Here is a 15297-nt window from a genome sequence, read left to right as displayed (position 1 = left end):
CCCTCCAATGCCAGTAAGAATCTTGGCTCCAGATTCCCTCGATTTTCTGGAGCCACGCTGGAGCCACTGGAGCCAAGCGTCTCACCAGACCCCGCTACCACTTATGCACCACTTTGTCCACAGCCGCCTGTGCATAACATTATTCCGTTTTGGAATGCACGATCCTTGATCGGTCACCGCACACCACCGGCCTTGGAACCCGTATGAGCAACCGAAAGGCCCACGCGTGAGCGACCGCACCGGCATCGACCTGCAACTCGTCGAGACCGTCACCTCGCTGGTGACCGCGCAGATGGCGAAGTCCCACTCCGAGACCGACACGGACATCGACTTCTTCGACCGGCAAATCCACTCCATCATCGGAGACGCCGGGGACGACTTCTCCTCGGCGACCATCCTCGGCTCCACGATTGGCTTCCTGACTGCGCTCGTCCACCACGTCTCCGACGAGACCGACCGCACCCAACTCGACATCGTGAACCCCATCGTCGAGGCGCTCGACCGTCACCCCGACCGACCCGCAGCGTTGATCGTCGCCCGGCAATTGCTGTTCGCGTTCGACTCCGCCCGGGCCGCTGGCCGACCCGGGCCCGAGTTCGACCCGGCCGACTGCTGGACCGACTTCACCGACGCGACCGCCATGACCCTAAGGATCATCGACGGGCTCATGATCGAACTCGCCGCCGCAATGGACATCGCCCCGATGGACATGCTGCAGGTCTTCTTCGGTACCAACGCGGTGGAGGGCTGAACCGTGGCGAAGTCCGGATGGTGTTCAGGGGAGAAGGTGCCCCATCACAAGTGCATGCCCGGCCCGTGGACCGGAGGCGCCCGATGCGAGTGCGTCTGCCACACCGGATCCGACGTGGGTAACCGGCTCATCGACGAGGCCATCGCGCGTGAGCGGGCCCGTGCCGAGTGGGAGGCCGAGCAGCAGCGACTCCTCGATGAGGTGCAGGCCGAGGAGGAGGAGGCCGTCGATGAGACATCCAAGCCGAAGACACGACGCAAGAGGAAGGTCGCAGCATGAGTTTGAAGTTCACCGAGTACCGACCCCGTGACGACCGACGCTTCGACGTCATCGAGGTGACCGCCAACAACATCGCCGAGGTCGTCGCCTACGTCAACCAGTGTGACGATCGGGGTTGGGAGTACGCGTCCGGCGACACCACCGCGTACCGCAAGGGCACCGACATGGCTGCTCTCGACGTCGGCGACCTGCTCGTGCTCCGCAAGGACGGCGCCGTCGCGCACGTCTACGAGCCGCACCGCATGGACATCTTCAAGAAGTACTACGAGCGCGCATGAGGTTCCGAACCCAGCAGGCCACCGAGAAGGCAGAGTCCGAGGTGCGTGAACCGCATCCCCACCCGCTCGGCACGTGGACCACCAGCGTCACCCGGACCGCCGCCATCAAGATGAGCAACGGTCGCGTGCTCGGCGTGAACGCCATCGAGTCCGTCATGCCTATCACCGACCCCGACACAGGTGAGTCGCTCGGCTGCATTATCGAGACGATGTCCGGCAAGACCTACAACCTGTCCACACCTGTCGATGAGGTGCTCGACGTGTGGCTCGGCCCGAAGGTTCCTGCTGGCAGGGTGAGCCAGACGTGAGCGGAGATCCCGCCAAGAACCTCACGTTCATCACCTACCGACCCAAGCCGAAGCCCGACGTTCAGGCCATCGAGGTCACCGAAGCGAACATCGGAACCCTCGCCGAACACATCAGCGCGGGTCAGAGCCCGTTCGCGAAGTTCGACGGCGGACCCACCGTTCACTGGTCGACCGGCGACGTCGCGTTCACCGTCGGTGACGTCCTGCTGTTCAACAGCGAAGGCGGATGGTTCAAGTCGACCAACCAGTACGACCTGAACGCGATGTACGAGCGGGTCGACGAGCACTGATCGAACCTCGAGCCCCGGCCGGGCTTGAATGAGTCATGACCACCTACGAGCGTCTCTCGTTCACGATGCAGGAGCCCAAGCCTCTGCCGAAGGTCGCGACCATCGAGGTCACCGAGGACAACATCGCTGACGTCATCGAGTTCGTGAACGGCCGCGACTGCTGGCAGAAGGTGCACCCGCACACCGGTGGCCGGGTCGCCTACTGGGTCATCCCCGGTGGTGAGGCGTTCGCCGTCGGGTACGTCCTCGTGTTCGACGAGCACTTCGACGCCCTCATCGGAATCCATTCCGACCCGAGCGTCCCCGCCGAGAAGTACCAACCCGCGTACACCACCGAGGTCGTCTGGCCTGTGAAGGAGAACTCATGAACGACTACGTTCCGTCCGGCCCGGACGAGGCGAAGTTCCTCGCCGAGTACGACCCGAAGAAGTACCCCGTCACGATGGTGACCGTCGACGTCCTCATCGGTCGTGTCGATGACCGATTCGGTGAGGTGCTGCTCATCCAGCGCGGCAACTACCCGTTCAAGGACCACTGGGCCCTGCCCGGCGGTTTCGTGGACGCAGGTGAGACGACGGCCGAGGCTGCGTCTCGTGAACTGCGCGAGGAGACCGGCATCGACATCCCGGCTTCCGAACTGCGTCTCATGACGGTCGCGGACAAGCCGGGGCGTGACCCGCGCGGTCACGCCATCAGCATCGTGTATGTCGCCGTCGCCCCGAAGAACGTGGACGACATGCTCGCCGCTGGTGACGACGCCGCCGACGCCCGCTGGGTTCACCCGAACGACCTGTCGTATCTGCCCATCGCGTTCGATCACCGCGAACTCATCCATCGAGCCACCGCCTGACCGCGAAGGACAGTCACAGTGAGCATCGTCGTCAAGCAGTACGTCCCGCGCGTCAAGGTGAACGTCATCGAGGTGACCGTCGAGAACATCGGCGAAGTCATCGACAAGCACCTCCTCGGTCTCGGGGTGCATCTCGGTGAGAGGGACGGCCAGAAGGTGGCGCTCACCTCGGCGGACACTCTCATGTGCATGCCCGGCGACTTCCTCGTGTTCGACGAGCATTTCGACTGGCTCGACACGTTCGAGGGCGAGGCCGCGCTCATCAAGCGATACACCGCCGTCAACGCGTGAGGCGCCGTTCCCGCCGCATGTCAACTACTGACCGTCACCTGAACCTGAACGGGAGCCCTGCCGTGCCCATCGTCGCCAAGAAGTACGTCCCGCGTGTCGAGCCGGTCACCATCATCGAGGTGACCGAGGAGAACATCAACGAGGTCATCGAGAAGTACTTCGCCACCTCCGGTCTCACCGTAACCGAATCCAAGGACGGCTCGAAGCAGATCGCGGTTGCCGTGTCTGATCCGGACCGGACCGTTTTCGAGACCGGTGACCACCTCGTGTTCGACGCCGGTGGGTGCTGGGCCGACATGCTCGATTGCGCTTCGGCTGTCGACGAGCACTACCAGTCCCTCACTTGATGGGACGCCGCCGCAGGAACGAGAAGCCCAAGTGTTCCTTCCGTGACCGTGTGGCAGACGTGTTTGACGGTGCCTTGGACCTCGTTGCGGTTGTCTTCTTCTGGTGGAACTGACCGCACACCCTTCATGACGTACCCCGCAACACTGACGAGAGCAGACTGATGACCGACCAGCCGCGCGCCATGAACGGCACATGGACCGAGGAACGCCGCGGCGAACCCATCCGGCCTGACCTGTCCTTCATGGGTTCGCACGCTCCCGAGGACTTCCCTGCGATGTTCCCCATCACGGACCGGCGCGTCATCTACGGCGTCCTTCTCGCTCACTTGGAGGACCACGACGACAACATGAACCGGTGGGCGGAATCTCACTGGGAAGCCGCCGAAGACATCCACGAGACGCTGACCAACGACGTGACTTTGCAGGGGAACCTGACTCAGACGCAAGGGGCGGCGTTGCGCGACATCATCGGCTACCGAATCCACAAGATCGGCAGTTGCTCCCCGACGATGGAACAGTGGGACGCCGCCGAGGAGATGCTCAATGCGCTCCGAGAGGATTACCGCCGATGACCGGACAGCCGCGCGCCACCAACGGACAGTGGACCGAAGATCCCCGCAGCGAACCGTCCGCGGTCACGGTCACCGACCCGGACGACTTCACGACCCGGTTCGACCGCGACCACCGACTCATCATCCACAACACGCTGCTGGCACAGGTCGACGACAACCACGCGGGCGGCGTGTACGGCTGGGGCGTGAAGGAGCACCGACTCGCCGAGGCCCTGTTCTACGAACTGGAAGCCGACCCGACCCACGGTGGCGTGTTCACCGACAACGAGGGCAAGGCGATCCTGTACTCGCTGGTGCATTCGGTGCACGACATCGACCACTCCGACATGTCCGACGGCCAGTGGGACGCCGCCGAGTCGATGCTGTCACGACTGGCTGAGGAGTTCGGACGATGACGACCCGACGCAAGGACACCGGCAAGCCCGGCAACGGCGGCATGTTCGACCCTGTGCGTCGAGGTGAGTCATCCAAGATCACCCTCGACTCCTCGGTCCCGCTCATCGACGTCACCCCCGCAACCCAACGGGTGCTCGACGCGCTCACCGACATCGGCGGTCACCCACTCATGGTCGGCGGGTGTGTCCGCGACGCGCTGCTGGGCGACAAGCACCCCAAGGACGTCGACATCGAGGTGTACGGCATCGAGACCTCCGACGTGGTGGCTTCGCTCCGCAAGGTCGGCCGCGTCGACGAGGTCGGTTCGTCGTTTGTCATGACGAAGGTGCTCGTCGATGGGGAGGACTTCGACGTCGCCCTGCCGCGCACCGAACGCAAGACCGGTGAAGGACACCGTGACTTCGAGGTCATCGCCGACCCGCACGCGTCCACCGAGGTCGCCTCCGCGCGACGCGACTTCACCATCAACGCGATGATGTACGACCCGGCCACTGGTCTGGTCATCGACCATTGGGGCGGCCGCCGCGACCTACGTGACGGGATCCTCAGACACGTCTCGGACAAGTTCGACGAAGACCCACTTCGTGTCATGCGCGCGGCACGGTTCGCTGGCCGGTTCAACATGCAGGTCCACCCCGACACCGCGGCGTACTGCCGAGCCATCTCCGACAAGTACGGGACCATCTCAGCCGACCGCGTGTGGAAGGAGTGGCGCCGGATGGCGGGGGAGGGCACGTCGATGACGGCGTCGTTGAAGGCTCTCGTTGACACCGGCTGGATCGAGCACTTCCCCGAGTTGGCCGTGCTGCGTGACGTCCCGCAGGATCCTCGCTGGCACCCCGAGGGGACCGTGTGGGACCACACGGGTCAGGCGGCCGACAAGGCGATCGAGTTCTGCAAGGCCGCGGGTATCGACGGTGAGGAACGTGAGATCGTCGTCCTCGCGACCCTGTGCCACGACTTCGGCAAGGCTGAGTACACACAGATCGAGGCCGATGAGAACGGCGAGACGCGCATCCACTCGCGTGGCCACGCCGAGGGCGGTGTGAAGCCCGTGCGTGAGTTCCTGCACGGCATGGACGCCCCGCACCACGTCATCGGCAAGGTCGAGAAGTTGGTCGAGCATCACATGGACTCGGTGGACATGCCGGTCAAGCCGCGACCGGCGGTGGTGCGCAAGTTGATGCGGAACCTCGCACCGGCGACGTTGGACCAGTGGTTGCTGGTGCGGCGCGCGGACCGTGCTGGCCGCGGGGCCGCGTCGGTGGACCCGGACGTGTCGGGCTGGAAGGCCGTCGAACTCGATGAGGGCCCGAAGATGAAGCCTCTCTTGACCGGAGATCACCTGATCGCGGCGGGGATGCGACCGGGACCGGCGTTCCGGCCCATCCTCGAGGACGCGTTGAACGCCCAAGACGAGGGCGTGTTCGATGACGAGGTTGGTGCTCTCGCGTGGTTCACCGATCGGATCCGGTGACCGTCCGGGCTTGATGTGCGTGAACCTACGAAGGGGACACGATGAGCACCAAGCAGAAGGTCGCTGACGCACTCGCCCAGTACGAGAACGTCGTCCGGACCGGTCTGGGCACCTCCCGTACCGAAGACATGCTCGCGGACGCGTTGAAGGCTGTCCTCGCTGAGCAGACCGAAGCGATCGTCGGTGTGAACCGGGCTGTACTCATTGGCGCCGCGCAGGCCTCGATCATCGCCCGGGTATGCGGTGAGGACACCGCGTACTGGGGGTACATCTCTGGTGACAGTGTGATGGCTGCGGACGCCCGCCGGTTCGCTGACGCGGTGGAGGAGACCGTGGTCGGCGTCGCGAGCCACGTCGAGCCGTACACAACTTCGGTGAACCCGGTACTGCGTGACGCTCTCATCTACCGCAACGAGCGGATGTCGATGGACGACCCGAAGGACTGGGCGCACGTCGTCCGGGTCGTGAAGCGCGCCGTCGCAGGCGGCGTGTACGTCGGCGTCGCCACCCCCAACCAGATCGAGAAGGCGTGCGCCGCGCTCGACGAGATCGCCGAGGCCGAAGCGAACGGACAGGCCTCCTGATGACCGTCATGGGTGTCGAGCAGGCCACCGGCACGCCAGTCGGTTCACTGATGAACCCTGTCCTGCGGGACGCACTCGCGTTCCGCAACGAGTGCCTCACGTTGGGTTCCCCGCTGCTGGATTGGGGGTTTGTCGTGCGAACGATGGAAGGCGCGGTCGCCGACGGCGCCTACGCTGGCGTCGCGACCGACACCCAGATCGCGTGTGCGTTGGCTGTCTTGCGTCGCGCGATCGAGTTCGGGAGCAATCTGTGAACGACCTCAGTACCCCGAAGCCGGTCATGGTGGTGAAGCCGGACCTGTTCCCGATCGCGTTCCTCCCGGGCCGCCCCGGGCTCCATCCACTGTTCGAGCCGGTGTACACCCGGCGTAGGACTCTGACCGATCCGGTCTACTGGCCGCCGAAACCGAAGGACGAGAAGTGACGAAGGCAGCACAAGCGTTCGACGAGTACCGCAAGGCGCGCGACACCCGCGGCACCACCGAGGTCGAGGACATGCTCACGGACGCGCTTGGCAGCCTCATCGCCGCGCTCCCCGACTACGACCAGTCCGCCACGGACATCTCAGCGTCGCTGCACATGGGGTACGACATCGAGGGGCAGGACGAGAACTTCACGTTCTCCAAGCCGTCCGACGACGAGATCGCGTGGCTGGCTGCGTGGCTGGCCGGTGAAGGGTTCGTGAAGAAGCCGAACGTGCCCTGAGTTCTCGCCGCATGTTCAGACCCATGAAACTGAGCAGTAGCGAGACTCCCGGGCAGGCGGCGGACCGACATATCCGCGAGTTCCGGCAGGACAACGGGATCCTCCCGGCGGACATCACCGAGCCGACCGAGGAGATGATCGAGGCGTTCAAGAAGGCATGGGAGGACGCCGACCGTCACGGCATGGAGGGACTGCGTACCGAGCACGGTCTGCGTGCGGTCCTTGAACTCATGGACGACCAAGGCCTCCTCGGCGGGTACGGTCGCGAGGCACTGGCGTGGCGTGTCGGGGTGCAGACTGCGCTCGCGCATGCCGAACCTCGCGTCGGTGGTGTCCCTTTGACGATCGACGTCGCGAACCCGTACGGCGGTGAGGCATGAGCGTCGACCCGACTGGCGTTCTCGTCTCCGACGCGATCGCGCAGTACAAGTCGGTCAAGGCGCTCGCCGTTACGTCCCTGACCGAGGACATGTTGATGGCTGCGGTCGAGGCGTTGTTGGCTGAGCGAGGCACCGTCGGCGCCGTCGTCTTGTCCCCGGCCGAGCCGACGTTGGCGTCCGGGCGTCCCGCGCCGGAAACCAAGAGCGGCAGCGTGGACCTCATCGCCGCCGTGGCGACGGGTCGGATGTCGGTACCGGAAGCGCTCGATGACCCGAGGTCCGACGCGCGTGTGGTGGTGGTCGCGGCGCGCAAGGCCCAGTCCTTGCAAGACCCGGGCGAGTTCACCGCAGCGGTCACAGCGATCGCGAACCACGTGGACACGCATCCGCGCATGTTGAAGGCGTTTGTGGCCGATGAGCGTCTGGACGAGGAGATGCGGTGGGCGCTCGAATCAAGGATCGAGCAGTGAACGGCATGCACATCGGTCGGTCGTTCACTGGCACCCGGCTCGAGGACTCGTGCCCGTGCGAGAAGGGCGTCTGCGGGTTGGCGGTTGCTGGTTCAAGGCCGGACTGCCCGGAGCATGGGTTCGCCGCGGCGAAGTCGATACGGCAGGGGCACGCGGCTTCGAACTGCCCGGCCTGAGCCCCGCATACCCTCATGGCATGACCATCGGAAAGCACGGCAAGCCGGTGAACGTCGAGCCCGGCGTTCAGGGGTTCCAAGAGACCAAGAAGGGCGTCCCCGTGAAGGACACCATCGACATCGACACGGCCGAGCCGAAGTTCGACATCTCGGCGTTCCTTCCTTCGTCGGGCACCCGCCAGAGTGACAAGCCCCTCGAGCGGCTGAACCTGCAGGCCCAGCAGCGGTCCGCCCGCGAGATGATCCGTCTGGCCGAGGAAGGCCAGATCGACATCAACCCGGCCTACCAGCGTCCGTCGGTGTGGTCGGCCGAGCAGAAGCAGAACCTCGTCAAGTCGTGGCTGTCCGGCGTCCCCATCCCGGCGTTGGTCGTCAATGACCGGTTCCACATCGGTTGGACCGACGAGAAGCCCGACCCGAAGACCGGCAAGGGCATGTACGCGGTCGTGGACGGCAAGCAGCGCATCGAGGCGGGCATGGACTGGCAGGCCGGTCGGCTCCCGGTCCCGGCGTCGTGGTTCGAGGACGAGTTCATCGACACGACCATCGAGACCGAGGACGGCCCGTACGTCACCAACGAGAACCTCACCGACGTCGGTCGTCGCCTCATCGAGTCGCGCATGCACTTCGCAGTCGTGGAGGGCAAGTTGGGGTCCGTGGAGGCCGAAGCGGAGTTGTACATGCGCCTGAACACCGGCGGCACCGCCCACACCGACGCGGACTTGGACAAGGCTCGCGCATTCACCAAGGAGGACAACCGATGACCGCCCGCAAGGATCTGAACGTCAAGAAGGGCAAGCAGGGGTTCCAGCCGACCGCGCCGAAGCCCGAGGCGACCTCGCCGATGAGGATCGTCGTTCCTGAGGGCCCCGACACGTCCTCGATGCCGGACCAGTTGCTCGCCAAGAGTGTCGATGACGGTCTCATCTCCATCGACGCGGCACTCGGCGTCGCGCACGCGGGCGACAAGACGACCGCGAAGGCCGTCCAGATGCTCACCGAGGACGACTTCTCGTGGGCTGACCATGAGCAGGGCATCGCCGAGATGGTCGCGAACCACCCAGCCTCGAGCGACGAGACGCTCCGCAAGTTGGCCGACGACCGCCGTCTCGACGCCCGCACCAAGGGACGCATCGCTGCCCGCTTGAACGGTGTCGAGGCCGTGGACCCGGTGCAGACCGAAGCCGACAAGGTCGTCGCTGAGCAGTCCGGGTTCTCGCATCGCACACTCGCAAAGCAGCGGGAGTTCATCACCGAGAAGTTGGGGAGCGGTCGACGGTTGACCAGCAACGACTACACGACCCTGATGAAGCGTGAGGCTCGCGCAGGCATCTGGACGGAGATCGACAATCTCGTCGCGGAGCGTGGTGTCACCTATAGCGAGGCGGCCCGGCGTGCCCGGAAGATGGCGGTACGCAAGGTACTGGGCCAGTTCCCGGACTCCCGATCGTCCAACCAGTTGTCAAACGTGATGGACGACTACCAGCAGGCGGAACTGTTGGAGTTCATCCGCTGGTCCGAAGATCTCGAAGATGACGGGACGGTCGGCTGACGCGCTACAGGCCGGAGTGGAAGGGCGTGCAGAACATGCACGTCCACTCCGGGTTCTGGTCACGGAACACGATCCGCAGGAACCGCATGTCGTCGAACCGTCCGGCCGCGTCGGGATTCATCTCGACCACACGGTCGTACACGCCGTCGCTGGTGCGTCCGCACGTGTCGCAGGTGGTCTCGGGCGTGTACTCGGACTCGAACAGGGCCCGCATCTGCTCGCGCTCCAACTTGCGCAGGTACGCGTCGGGGTGCTCGTGGGTGATGCCGTTGATGGCGTCCTGACGACGCACGATCTCCTTGACGCCGTGGATGCTGAGCCCGAACTTCCCGGCGGCCCGGCGCAGGGCCTGCTGCTTTCGCATGGCGGCGCGGGAGTCGGGTCCGTGCGCGTTGGCCTTCAACGACTTCAGGACGTGCCGATACCAGCGGTAGACGTCTTCGTCGGTGATCTCGGACTTCATGGTTACCTCCACGGGGAAGGGGATAGGCGCCGGGGCGTCCACGAGAGTTGGTCTCCCGTACCTATTCAAGCCCGCGAGCGTCGGTACGCCCGATCACAGGCCCCGCACACCTGCCGGGCATGACGACGACAGGTAAGAACGGCAAGAAGGTCAACGCATCGAAGGGCGTGCAAGGTTTCCACGAGGTCGAGCGCACGGCGGGTGAGGTGTACGACGGCGTGCTCGGCGCCCCGGACGCGAGTTCAGTGACCGATGAGGATCTCGCCCTCAAGATCGGCACGGGGGACGCACTGCCGACGTACGATACGTTCAGCGACCCGGCGTTCGGTGCGGAGTCCGCGAAGATGACGTACTCGCGCCTGCGCATCAAGGTTGGTGACGAGGCGCTCTCCCTCGACGATGAGTACGTCGCTGACGCGCTTTCGGATCACACGATCTCCCCGCCGGAAGTTCTGTCGGCGCTCGCGTCGTGGGAGGCTGTGCCTGACCAGATTCGCAAGCGTGCCGCTCGTCGTCTGGTCGCGTTCGAGGTCGACAGTGCTGCCGATGCGGCGCAGGTGACTTTGGACGCGACCCGTGACCGGCTTCGCAAGTGCCTCGACGAGGACAAGGAAGTTCCCTCCTCACTGATGGGCTACCTGATGTACGAGCAGGCGACGCGTGACCTGTGGCGTCAGGTCGGCCAGAAGGCCACGGAGGACGACATCGAGGTCGCCGACGCGTTGGCGCAGGTGTCGGAGGAGCAGCAGACCCGTCTCATCCACGGGATGACGCACATCGGTCACCGTCAGTTGCTCTCCTCGGGTGACGCGACGAAGAAGCAGGCCGAGGCGGAGGCGTCGGTGGACTTCATTCGGGCGTCCAAGCGGGTGTTGAAGCACACCGTGCTCTGAACGTGTCTCACGATGTGGACGGGAATCAACGGGGGTTGGTTCCCCACACACCCAACCTGTCATGAGCACGAAGACCACTGTTGACATCGACCGTCTCAACCGGAACCGCCGCAAGAACGGTGAGTTCGGCGAGAGCGAGCGTCAAGCCCCCAAGAACCAGACGATCGGCGGCATGTCCGACGAGCAGTACGCCGAGTGGACGTCGGACGCCGACGAACTGGCCGACCTGTCGCTGCACTCGGATTCGTGGGTTCGCACCCTCGTCGCCCGGAACCTGCACACGCCCGACGAGATGGTCGAGCGTCTCAAGGGTGACAAGTCTCCGGGTGTGCGCCGTGCCGCGTTCCTGCGTGACGACACCACGAGCGACGAGTTGGAGACGGGTTGGAAGTCCGGCGCCCTGTCCCCGACCGACGTCGCCGGTCACCCGGCCTCGAACGCCGAGACCATCGCGGCCGCGGCGCGCGTGGAACTGGCTGACGAGTACGCCGCCGACGATCTGGTGAACTTCACGGTTCACAACCTGATGACGCACGAGAACGCCGACAACGACACCTTCCGTGCCGCCATCGAGTCCCCGCGCACGGACCTGACCACGCTCGCGGTCGCCATCGAGAAGACCTCGAACCCCGACGACCTGCAGAAGGCTGCGGAGCGTTTGAGCGAGTCGAACCAGAACGACCCGCAGATCGTTGGTGCGTGGGAGGCCCTCGCAGGTAACGACTCGGCCGACGAGATGGCCCTCGATCTGGTTCCGCACACGACGGAGGACGTCTCGTACGATCTGACGTTGGCGCAGAACCAGAACCTGTCGTACGCGCGGTTCAGCGAACTGGTCGAGTCGCTCGACGAGTCGCCGGACCGTGTCGATCTGGCTCGGTTCCTCGCGAAGAACCCGTCGCTGCCGGACGCGGGCATGATCGTGCTGGCGAGCCACCCGGATGCGAAGGTGCGCGCGGTCGCCGCCTGACCCTTCACTGGTTCGCTCGAGGACAGCGATCGTGTTCGGTCGCGGTTCGGGCTTGTCCAGTTGGCGCCCGTGGGGAATCACCTCGCGAAACCGTCAGTCAAACGCCCCAGATTCGCTCTCTGGGGCGTTTTGGCGTTCCCGGGCCCGAATACCCGCCCGAGGCCTCCCAACGGCTCAGGGAGGCCACTGCGCCCGTGTCGACGCCCTTGCAGGGTGTGCTCGTTCCCTTGGTGGGCTTCCCATCCGGGGAGGGCGCGGAGCGCGCCGACCCCGCACACCGAACAGGCATGAACGGTCGCGAGCAAACCCGTCACAAGCACCTGCGTTCGGTCCCGGCGCCGGGTCAAGGAACCGCCGGTTCGTGGGCGGCTGTGACACGTCCTGAGCCCGCCGCGATGCCTCAGGTCATCGAGGAGCAGGACCGCCGCGTTCACACCGAGACCGTCGAGGTGGTCCCGGACGAACGGTTCGCCGTCACGGTGGACAACCTGCCGCTCGTCCCGCGCGTCATCGAGGCAAAGATCTCTTACGGGCGCCTGCACTCGGTGTCGGTGTCCGACGGCCGTCGCACGCACGCGTGGACCGGTCTGGACATGATCGCTGCCGGAGAGGGCAAGCCGGAGATGCCTGAATGGGTGACTCCGGTTCTGTGGCGCAAGGGTGTCGACGTGGAGACCGAACTGGATAGGTTGCACGCCGAGACAGGCAACGCGCTCGATGAGTTGCTGCTCGCCGACCGGTACCCGGTTCAGCCTGCTGACGCGAAGCGTGGTGAGGCGTACGACTTCTTCGAGTACCGGTCGTACCACAAGACACGTGCCGGGTCGTTGAAGGTGCGGCACGGGATGGTGACCGGCTACTGGGCCAACCCGCAGACGGGTGAGGAGGAGCCGGTCTTGTTCGAGACTTTGCCGGGTGCTCGTAGCGAGTTCACGCAGGATGAGCGGGACGAGTTCATGCTGCGGACCCGCAAGCAGATCGCTTTGATGCAGGTCCGCAGCCAGACGCGAGCCTGAGTGTCTTCACATCCAGTAGTCGTCGGGGGTGTGCTTGGGCATCAACGGTTCACCGGGGTCTCCCGTGCCGTTGAACTCCACGACTGACGTGTCGAGGATCTGGCGGACCTGTCGGCGTTCACGCTTCCAGCGGCCTCGAGGGCTGCAGGCCGCGCACGAGTCGGTGCCCTTGTAGGTGCGCCACAGGGACCAGTTGGCGGGGTGGCGGGTGCAGCGTGCGTTCTGGCCGGAGTCGACGTCACAGGGCAAGCCCAGTGATCCCTTGGCGGGCAGGTCGATGTCGGCGCAGTCCCGGTGATGCCAGATCACGGTCTCGTGAGGAACCTTCGCGAGCGTGACCCACAACGGGCGGGTGCGGTACGTCTTGGACAAGATGTGCTCCTTCGTCTGTCGCGCGTGGCTCACCCACGCGCGAACCTGTCGGGTTTGCACATCTGGTCCACCTCCTTGCTGTGGTTCACGTTTCGGTTCCTCTCGGTCAGACCCACACCTTGCGGCGGGGCATGGACTTGTAGGTCCAGTCGTCGTTGCAGTCGCCGTGGTGGTTGTACTCGCGGCGCATGTCGTTCAGGCTCTCGCGGGCGACTCGGCGGATGCGGCTCTCGGGGTAGTTCTCGGGACGGCAGCAGCCGCAGCCGCGGTACTTGTAGACGATCTCGTGGTCGCGCGGGTTGGGGATGTCCCAGCCGCACGGGCTGTTCTGCTTGCCGAGGGTGCACGGTCCGGTGTGGAGTTCACCGCGCGTCTCGTAGTGGTGGAACATGCGGCGCTGGTACGAGGTGGCCGCCTCGTAGTCGAACTCCACGCAGGTGTAGTGGTGCGTGGGCGTGGCTCGTCCGGCCGCCTCGAACTGCGCAGCGATGACGTAGTGGGGTCGGGTGTTGAAGGTTCTGGACATGCAGAACTCCTGTCTGAGGGTGGTGCGTATCTCGCACCTAATGGCCCCTTAACATGGCGTTCCTTTCGTCGTGGTTGACCGGCATCGAGGGCCGGGTTCAGCCGTGGGGGTTGAGGTCGTGGCGGGCCGCGAGCGACTCGGGGATGGAGACCCCGGCGGCGAGGAGCGCCTCGACGATCTGGTCGGCCCAGCCGATGGCGTCGATCTCTCCGTGGTCGTCGCCGAGGTCGATGAACGCGCTGTCGGCGAGGGAGTGCAGTTCCTCCATCACGATGTCCTTGGCGGCGGACACCTCGGCAGGCTCGTAGTCCTCGGGCCCGTACTCGACGTTCACCGGGTCGGTGTCGGTCAGCGGGGGGTGGGCGTCGGCCATGTCGTGGTCCATTCGCTCGGGACGGTGGTGTCCGTGGTTTCGCGGTCCTGATCTTCTTGATGCGGCGACAGGTCGGCCACATCCTCATCGGGGGTCAACTGGAGCCGGACCGCGTACACGATCGCTGCGATGGTGACGGCGAGGTAGATGACCAAGCCGACGCACAGCAGCACCATCAACGTGGTGGTGTCCGATGCGTCCATGACCGGGTCAAGGTCTCAGGCTCTGCGGGTTCCGATCACGAGTTGGCGTGCAAGGCGAGAGCGGCCGCGACCCGCGCGTTCACCTCGTCGGCTGCGGCGCACGCGGCTTCGATCCGGTCGTTCATCTCGTCGAGCGCTGCGACGGCCGCGGCGGTGTCCATGTTGTCCGGGACGGGTTTGATGAAGCGGGGTTCGTCGGTGACGGGGTTGCCGGTTCGTCTGCGCGCGATGACGGTGGTGATGGCGCGGGCGCTCATGGGCTTCCAGTCCTCGGTCCAGCCGTGCTGGTCGATGGAGCAGAACGCCCACCAGAGGCCGGTGCCGTCGGGGGCGGGCGCCGGGGTGTCGCACACGTGCACGCTGGTGAGCGGCCGGTCGATGGTGAGGTGCTGGCGGACGGCGGCGCGACCCCATGTGAGGTTCAGGTCGGCGAGGGTGACCCATCGCCACAGGACGCATCGGGGGCAGGTGCGGGGCGGGTCGGTGCGTTCGACGGAACCGATGTTCGCGGCGAGTTCGCTGAGGGTGAGCGCCCGGGTTTGTTTGCGGGTGAGTCCGAGCCCTCCTGCGGTCTTGGAGGCGACAGCGACGAGGAGGGCGGCGTCTCGGGTGCCGCGGTATCCGGAGGGCCAGCCGGTGATCTCGCAGGCCCATACGGCTCGGGTGAGGTCGTCGGTGGCGGTGATGGGCCGACCGGGAGGTTCGATGCGGGTGCGGTGGCTCAGGCCTGCACGCTTGATGGTCGACGGTGCGTAGGACACCCACTCCTCGAGGG

General features: G+C 65.4%; 29 protein-coding genes. 23 read left to right on the top strand and 6 right to left on the bottom strand.

The features are described 5' to 3' along the window. Positions 1-226 precede the first annotated feature (226 nt). From AB3M81_RS17995 to AB3M81_RS17900, 20 genes are all read left to right on the top strand, one after another. Positions 227-751, top strand: a complete 525-nt coding sequence (locus tag AB3M81_RS17995; RefSeq protein ID WP_412905317.1) for a hypothetical protein — start codon at positions 227-229, stop codon at positions 749-751. Positions 752-865: 114 nt separating this feature from the next. Then, on the top strand, positions 866-1030 hold the full coding sequence (locus AB3M81_RS17990) for a hypothetical protein (RefSeq protein WP_412905316.1): 165 nt from the start codon (positions 866-868) through the stop codon (positions 1028-1030). Beyond that, positions 1027-1308, top strand: coding sequence for a hypothetical protein (locus tag AB3M81_RS17985; protein ID WP_412905315.1), 282 nt, complete (start codon positions 1027-1029; stop codon positions 1306-1308). Before AB3M81_RS17990 ends, AB3M81_RS17985 begins: the two co-directional genes overlap by 4 nt. Continuing rightward, positions 1305-1616 carry a hypothetical protein gene (locus AB3M81_RS17980; RefSeq protein WP_412905314.1) on the top strand — a complete coding sequence of 104 codons (312 nt, stop codon included), beginning with the start codon at positions 1305-1307 and terminating at the stop codon, positions 1614-1616. Before AB3M81_RS17985 ends, AB3M81_RS17980 begins: the two co-directional genes overlap by 4 nt. Beyond that, positions 1613-1906: a hypothetical protein gene (locus AB3M81_RS17975; RefSeq protein ID WP_412905313.1), complete on the top strand. Its 294-nt coding sequence runs from the start codon at positions 1613-1615 to the stop codon at positions 1904-1906. The genes AB3M81_RS17980 and AB3M81_RS17975 overlap by 4 nt, the downstream gene beginning before the upstream one ends. 35 nt (positions 1907-1941) lie before the next feature. Continuing rightward, positions 1942-2274: a hypothetical protein gene (locus tag AB3M81_RS17970; RefSeq protein WP_412905312.1), complete on the top strand. Its 333-nt coding sequence runs from the start codon at positions 1942-1944 to the stop codon at positions 2272-2274. Further along, positions 2271-2756, top strand: coding sequence for an NUDIX domain-containing protein (locus AB3M81_RS17965; protein ID WP_412905311.1), 486 nt, complete (start codon positions 2271-2273; stop codon positions 2754-2756). The genes AB3M81_RS17970 and AB3M81_RS17965 overlap by 4 nt, the downstream gene beginning before the upstream one ends. Positions 2757-2774: 18 nt before the next feature. Beyond that, positions 2775-3047 carry a hypothetical protein gene (locus AB3M81_RS17960; protein WP_412905310.1) on the top strand — a complete coding sequence of 91 codons (273 nt, stop codon included), beginning with the start codon at positions 2775-2777 and terminating at the stop codon, positions 3045-3047. A gap of 62 nt (positions 3048-3109) precedes the next feature. Next, positions 3110-3394, top strand: a complete 285-nt coding sequence (locus tag AB3M81_RS17955) for a hypothetical protein (protein WP_412905309.1) — start codon at positions 3110-3112, stop codon at positions 3392-3394. Between the two features lie 161 nt (positions 3395-3555). Continuing rightward, positions 3556-3966: a hypothetical protein gene (locus tag AB3M81_RS17950; protein WP_412905308.1), complete on the top strand. Its 411-nt coding sequence runs from the start codon at positions 3556-3558 to the stop codon at positions 3964-3966. Continuing rightward, positions 3963-4361 carry a hypothetical protein gene (locus AB3M81_RS17945; RefSeq protein WP_412905307.1) on the top strand — a complete coding sequence of 133 codons (399 nt, stop codon included), beginning with the start codon at positions 3963-3965 and terminating at the stop codon, positions 4359-4361. Before AB3M81_RS17950 ends, AB3M81_RS17945 begins: the two co-directional genes overlap by 4 nt. Continuing rightward, positions 4358-5839 (top strand): CCA tRNA nucleotidyltransferase, encoded by a 1482-nt coding sequence (locus AB3M81_RS17940; protein WP_412905306.1) that lies wholly within the window; start codon positions 4358-4360, stop codon positions 5837-5839. Before AB3M81_RS17945 ends, AB3M81_RS17940 begins: the two co-directional genes overlap by 4 nt. Positions 5840-5880: 41 nt before the next feature. Further along, the gene (locus tag AB3M81_RS17935) at positions 5881-6423 is read left to right on the top strand and encodes a hypothetical protein (protein WP_412905305.1); all 543 of its coding nucleotides are present in this window, start codon (positions 5881-5883) and stop codon (positions 6421-6423) included. Beyond that, positions 6423-6677, top strand: a complete 255-nt coding sequence (locus AB3M81_RS17930; RefSeq protein ID WP_412905304.1) for a hypothetical protein — start codon at positions 6423-6425, stop codon at positions 6675-6677. Before AB3M81_RS17935 ends, AB3M81_RS17930 begins: the two co-directional genes overlap by 1 nt. Continuing rightward, positions 6674-6847, top strand: a complete 174-nt coding sequence (locus AB3M81_RS17925; protein ID WP_412905303.1) for a hypothetical protein — start codon at positions 6674-6676, stop codon at positions 6845-6847. Before AB3M81_RS17930 ends, AB3M81_RS17925 begins: the two co-directional genes overlap by 4 nt. Further along, positions 6844-7128, top strand: a complete 285-nt coding sequence (locus AB3M81_RS17920; RefSeq protein ID WP_412905302.1) for a hypothetical protein — start codon at positions 6844-6846, stop codon at positions 7126-7128. The genes AB3M81_RS17925 and AB3M81_RS17920 overlap by 4 nt, the downstream gene beginning before the upstream one ends. 23 nt (positions 7129-7151) lie before the next feature. Further along, entirely contained in the window at positions 7152-7508 is a 357-nt protein-coding gene (locus AB3M81_RS17915) for a hypothetical protein (protein ID WP_412905301.1), read from the top strand. After that, positions 7505-7978, top strand: a complete 474-nt coding sequence (locus AB3M81_RS17910; protein WP_412905300.1) for a hypothetical protein — start codon at positions 7505-7507, stop codon at positions 7976-7978. Before AB3M81_RS17915 ends, AB3M81_RS17910 begins: the two co-directional genes overlap by 4 nt. A gap of 196 nt (positions 7979-8174) precedes the next feature. Next, on the top strand, positions 8175-8918 hold the full coding sequence (locus AB3M81_RS17905; RefSeq protein WP_412905299.1) for a GmrSD restriction endonuclease domain-containing protein: 744 nt from the start codon (positions 8175-8177) through the stop codon (positions 8916-8918). Beyond that, on the top strand, positions 8915-9706 hold the full coding sequence (locus tag AB3M81_RS17900; RefSeq protein WP_412905298.1) for a hypothetical protein: 792 nt from the start codon (positions 8915-8917) through the stop codon (positions 9704-9706). The genes AB3M81_RS17905 and AB3M81_RS17900 overlap by 4 nt, the downstream gene beginning before the upstream one ends. 4 nt (positions 9707-9710) lie before the next feature. Here AB3M81_RS17900 and AB3M81_RS17895 read toward each other — a convergent pair whose 3' ends face one another. After that, positions 9711-10169, bottom strand: a complete 459-nt coding sequence (locus AB3M81_RS17895; protein ID WP_412905297.1) for a hypothetical protein — start codon at positions 10167-10169, stop codon at positions 9711-9713. A gap of 119 nt (positions 10170-10288) precedes the next feature. On the opposite strand from AB3M81_RS17895, the gene AB3M81_RS17890 reads away from it, so the two are divergent. The 3 genes from AB3M81_RS17890 (at position 10289) to AB3M81_RS17880 (ending at position 13048) form a co-directional block, all read left to right on the top strand. Beyond that, positions 10289-11062 (top strand): hypothetical protein, encoded by a 774-nt coding sequence (locus AB3M81_RS17890; protein ID WP_412905296.1) that lies wholly within the window; start codon positions 10289-10291, stop codon positions 11060-11062. 61 nt (positions 11063-11123) lie between these two features. Next, on the top strand, positions 11124-12032 hold the full coding sequence (locus AB3M81_RS17885; protein WP_412905295.1) for a hypothetical protein: 909 nt from the start codon (positions 11124-11126) through the stop codon (positions 12030-12032). A 287-nt stretch (positions 12033-12319) separates the two neighbouring features. Then, positions 12320-13048, top strand: coding sequence for a hypothetical protein (locus AB3M81_RS17880; protein WP_412905294.1), 729 nt, complete (start codon positions 12320-12322; stop codon positions 13046-13048). 6 nt (positions 13049-13054) lie between these two features. On the opposite strand, the gene AB3M81_RS17875 is transcribed toward AB3M81_RS17880, so the two are convergent. The 5 genes from AB3M81_RS17875 to AB3M81_RS17855 form a co-directional block, all read right to left on the bottom strand. Further along, a complete protein-coding gene (locus AB3M81_RS17875; protein WP_412905293.1) occupies positions 13055-13420 on the bottom strand; it encodes a hypothetical protein in 366 nt (121 codons plus the stop codon). A gap of 106 nt (positions 13421-13526) precedes the next feature. Next, entirely contained in the window at positions 13527-13946 is a 420-nt protein-coding gene (locus tag AB3M81_RS17870) for a hypothetical protein (RefSeq protein WP_412905292.1), read from the bottom strand. 97 nt (positions 13947-14043) lie between these two features. Next, positions 14044-14319 carry a hypothetical protein gene (locus AB3M81_RS17865; protein WP_412905291.1) on the bottom strand — a complete coding sequence of 92 codons (276 nt, stop codon included), beginning with the start codon at positions 14317-14319 and terminating at the stop codon, positions 14044-14046. Further along, positions 14295-14522, bottom strand: a complete 228-nt coding sequence (locus AB3M81_RS17860; protein WP_412905290.1) for a hypothetical protein — start codon at positions 14520-14522, stop codon at positions 14295-14297. The genes AB3M81_RS17865 and AB3M81_RS17860 overlap by 25 nt, the downstream gene beginning before the upstream one ends. Positions 14523-14557: 35 nt before the next feature. Further along, the gene (locus tag AB3M81_RS17855; protein WP_412905289.1) at positions 14558-15283 is read right to left on the bottom strand and encodes a hypothetical protein; all 726 of its coding nucleotides are present in this window, start codon (positions 15281-15283) and stop codon (positions 14558-14560) included. Positions 15284-15297 lie beyond the last annotated feature (14 nt).

It is taken from the genome of Aeromicrobium jepli (assembly GCF_047246605.1).
GTDB lineage: Bacteria > Actinomycetota > Actinomycetes > Propionibacteriales > Nocardioidaceae > Aeromicrobium.
This window is presented reverse-complemented; position numbering and strand designations above follow the sequence as displayed.

Bases quoted from the DNA above. Each gene is read 5' to 3' on its own strand.
- AB3M81_RS17965 (WP_412905311.1), top strand. From the start codon at position 2,271: ATGAACGACTACGTTCCGTCCGGCCCGGACGAGGCGAAGTTCCTCGCC.
- AB3M81_RS17885 (WP_412905295.1), top strand. From the start codon at position 11,124: ATGAGCACGAAGACCACTGTTGACATCGACCGTCTCAACCGGAACCGC.
- AB3M81_RS17970 (WP_412905312.1), top strand. From the start codon at position 1,942: ATGACCACCTACGAGCGTCTCTCGTTCACGATGCAGGAGCCCAAGCCT.
- AB3M81_RS17895 (WP_412905297.1), bottom strand. From the start codon at position 10,169: ATGAAGTCCGAGATCACCGACGAAGACGTCTACCGCTGGTATCGGCAC.
- AB3M81_RS17865 (WP_412905291.1), bottom strand. From the start codon at position 14,319: ATGGCCGACGCCCACCCCCCGCTGACCGACACCGACCCGGTGAACGTC.
- AB3M81_RS17980 (WP_412905314.1), top strand. From the start codon at position 1,305: ATGAGGTTCCGAACCCAGCAGGCCACCGAGAAGGCAGAGTCCGAGGTG.
- AB3M81_RS17910 (WP_412905300.1), top strand. From the start codon at position 7,505: ATGAGCGTCGACCCGACTGGCGTTCTCGTCTCCGACGCGATCGCGCAG.
- AB3M81_RS17860 (WP_412905290.1), bottom strand. From the start codon at position 14,522: ATGGACGCATCGGACACCACCACGTTGATGGTGCTGCTGTGCGTCGGC.
- AB3M81_RS17930 (WP_412905304.1), top strand. From the start codon at position 6,423: ATGACCGTCATGGGTGTCGAGCAGGCCACCGGCACGCCAGTCGGTTCA.
- AB3M81_RS17890 (WP_412905296.1), top strand. From the start codon at position 10,289: ATGACGACGACAGGTAAGAACGGCAAGAAGGTCAACGCATCGAAGGGC.
- AB3M81_RS17905 (WP_412905299.1), top strand. From the start codon at position 8,175: ATGACCATCGGAAAGCACGGCAAGCCGGTGAACGTCGAGCCCGGCGTT.
- AB3M81_RS17985 (WP_412905315.1), top strand. From the start codon at position 1,027: ATGAGTTTGAAGTTCACCGAGTACCGACCCCGTGACGACCGACGCTTC.
- AB3M81_RS17900 (WP_412905298.1), top strand. From the start codon at position 8,915: ATGACCGCCCGCAAGGATCTGAACGTCAAGAAGGGCAAGCAGGGGTTC.
- AB3M81_RS17945 (WP_412905307.1), top strand. From the start codon at position 3,963: ATGACCGGACAGCCGCGCGCCACCAACGGACAGTGGACCGAAGATCCC.
- AB3M81_RS17880 (WP_412905294.1), top strand. From the start codon at position 12,320: ATGAACGGTCGCGAGCAAACCCGTCACAAGCACCTGCGTTCGGTCCCG.
- AB3M81_RS17935 (WP_412905305.1), top strand. From the start codon at position 5,881: ATGAGCACCAAGCAGAAGGTCGCTGACGCACTCGCCCAGTACGAGAAC.
- AB3M81_RS17915 (WP_412905301.1), top strand. From the start codon at position 7,152: ATGAAACTGAGCAGTAGCGAGACTCCCGGGCAGGCGGCGGACCGACAT.
- AB3M81_RS17870 (WP_412905292.1), bottom strand. From the start codon at position 13,946: ATGTCCAGAACCTTCAACACCCGACCCCACTACGTCATCGCTGCGCAG.
- AB3M81_RS17940 (WP_412905306.1), top strand. From the start codon at position 4,358: ATGACGACCCGACGCAAGGACACCGGCAAGCCCGGCAACGGCGGCATG.
- AB3M81_RS17950 (WP_412905308.1), top strand. From the start codon at position 3,556: ATGACCGACCAGCCGCGCGCCATGAACGGCACATGGACCGAGGAACGC.